Origin of the sequence: Hominisplanchenecus sp., assembly GCF_046967715.1 — a bacterium.
In the GTDB taxonomy this organism is placed as follows: Bacteria; Bacillota; Clostridia; order Lachnospirales; family Lachnospiraceae; genus Hominisplanchenecus; species Hominisplanchenecus faecis.
This window is the reverse complement of the sequence record NZ_JBKVNQ010000021.1, coordinates 37,706-39,839: the sequence shown is the minus strand read 5'-3', so window position 1 is coordinate 39,839 and position 2,134 is coordinate 37,706. Positions and strand designations below refer to the sequence as shown.

Annotated in this window: 3 protein-coding genes; all 3 read right to left on the bottom strand. The window is 36.5% G+C overall.

Features of this window, described 5'->3' with window-relative positions:
* Positions 1 to 70: 70 nt before the first annotated feature.
* From xerA to ACLTL4_RS04700, 3 genes are read right to left on the bottom strand one after another with little or no spacing between them, the layout of a single operon-like run.
* On the bottom strand, positions 71 to 1,039 hold the full coding sequence (xerA, locus tag ACLTL4_RS04710; RefSeq protein WP_022118536.1) for a site-specific tyrosine recombinase/integron integrase: 969 nt from the start codon (positions 1,037 to 1,039) through the stop codon (positions 71 to 73).
* A gap of 43 nt (positions 1,040 to 1,082) precedes the next feature.
* On the bottom strand, positions 1,083 to 1,541 hold the full coding sequence (locus ACLTL4_RS04705; protein ID WP_173867127.1) for a hypothetical protein: 459 nt from the start codon (positions 1,539 to 1,541) through the stop codon (positions 1,083 to 1,085).
* Positions 1,541 to 2,002: a DUF3990 domain-containing protein gene (locus ACLTL4_RS04700; RefSeq protein WP_173867128.1), complete on the bottom strand. Its 462-nt coding sequence runs from the start codon at positions 2,000 to 2,002 to the stop codon at positions 1,541 to 1,543. The genes ACLTL4_RS04705 and ACLTL4_RS04700 overlap by 1 nt, the downstream gene beginning before the upstream one ends.
* Between the last annotated feature and the right edge of the window lie 132 nt (positions 2,003 to 2,134).

The window sequence follows — 2,134 nt, the reverse complement described above, 5'->3', positions numbered from 1 at the left end:
TCATCCCCATAACCCCACATTTACCTTGCAGTTTCATCTGCACTGCAAATATGAACAGCGTAAAATTTGCTCAGGCTATGAAGCGTCTATGGGATGTTTTTACATTGCTTTGATTAACCATTGCATACTGCATCGTGGTGTCGATTTGCTGATGTCCCAGCAATTTCTGTACTTGTTCAATCGGCATCCCTTTATCTATAGCTCGTGTTGCCATAGTTCGACGGAATTTATGCGGATGGATTCTCTCTAATTTTAATTCTCGCCCTAATTGTCTCAATCGTATTTCCACTCCACTGATTTTCAGGCGTTTATGTGGATCATTGAGCGTCACAAATAGTGCCGGATTATCGTCAGTCCGGCATTTTAAATAATTCTGTAAATGAAGTTTTGCTCTTGCATCAAAATAAACCCTGCGTTCTTTATCACCTTTTCCGTATACAATACATTCTCTTTCATTGAAATCAATATCTGCAATATCCAGATTTACCAGTTCACCGACTCTCATTCCGGTTGAAAAAAGTAGATCTATAATAGCAAGATCACGCTTTTCCTTGCAATTATCACGCAAAATCTCAATGCTCTCATCGGAAATGACTTCTTTTACTACCGTTTTCGTCTTGATTTTGTGGATACGTTTCACCGGACTTTTTAAAATATGGTCCTCTTCCTCCAGCCAGGAAAAGAAACTGGATAAATTGCGACGAATATTGTCTATTGTCACCTTTCCACAGTTGTTGATTTTCTGATAATCAATCAAATATTGGCGAATATCCTCCGTTGCAATCTGACGCAGTGGTATCGTAATTCTTTTCAACATATGCTCAATCGTTACACGATAATATTGAATTGTCCTGTCTGAACACCCCTCAATCTGTTTTGCCGTCAAAAACATTTCCAGATATTTCTCATTTGAAATCTCTTCCTGTACCTGTTTCGCCTCATTCAAGTGATAAATCAGTACTTTCTGAAGCTTTTTCATCTGCATTACATTTAAAAATTCCGCCATATCATTTAAAATATTATAAATCTGATTCTCCATTTTTCTGCACTCCTGTTTTTGCAGAAAGTATAGCAGATTTTTCCTAAAGAATCTTATTTTCCTCGTAACATTCGAAAAGATATGATGGATTTTCATAATAAACACTGCTGTTATAATCATCTATTTTTCCACTCAGAAAAGAATTGTAAACTTTAATCAATGCGTCAATTACTTCTATTTTCTCTTTTTCTGAAACCTGCTTAATAAGGCGTTTATAGACTTTTCCAATGTCCCAGTGTGTAGGAATTGCATACTGACATTCTCCAACATTATCAAAATTTCCTTGTTTAATTTGGGCTTCTTCGATAAAATCTTCGCTTACCCGGTCAATATTATCACTATGGTAAATATCCGCCAGATCATAAATCTTTTCCAGACGCTTTTTTCCTAATGCATTAACAACATCTGACCTGGTATTTTTCGTTTTTCTTGCAATATAATCAATCAACGCACAGGTAAAAAATAAATCATTATCCTTTCTGGATTCTCTTCCATTTTCCATCACTTAACCACCTCAAATCCCCTGTATTCCAGACATTTCAGTGCTTCTTTTGAGCAAAAATTTATCTGATGTGTCGGATATTTGAACTTTGCCAGCACCCAGAACTGCTCTCTCGTAATCGAGCCATCCATATAATCAGAAATATAGTTGTAAATCTGATCATCTGCCATCGCTCCGATCACAATGTCATAGTTATGTGTTTTTCCTGCCCGACAATCAATAATAAAATCCAACCATTCATCTGTCATTTCCCGGAAATCTTTGATTTTTAACGAAGAATCTAAACGCACATCGTAGATGGAAACGATCTTGGTATCATAACGTTTTGCCCATCTCTGAGCCTGTTCTTTAATAATTGTGCAATAAAAACCTGTTCCGAAATCCTTTGTATTGCGTCCCTTTCGGATTTCCGGATGTTCCACTGCCATATATCCACCATGATATACTGTCATTTTTGCCATTTCATCACCCTTTTCATCCAAAATACTTCTGCATCAGACTGTCAAATAATAACTGCGTCTCTTCTAAGGATTTTTGAATCTTAGATTTTGATTTGTCGACGGATGCAACAAAGTCTGCGAATTGGTTTTGAA

Bases quoted from the DNA above. Each gene is read 5' to 3' on its own strand.
- ACLTL4_RS04705 (WP_173867127.1), bottom strand. From the start codon at position 1,541: ATGGAAAATGGAAGAGAATCCAGAAAGGATAATGATTTATTTTTTACC.
- ACLTL4_RS04700 (WP_173867128.1), bottom strand. From the start codon at position 2,002: ATGGCAAAAATGACAGTATATCATGGTGGATATATGGCAGTGGAACAT.
- xerA (WP_022118536.1), bottom strand. From the start codon at position 1,039: ATGGAGAATCAGATTTATAATATTTTAAATGATATGGCGGAATTTTTA.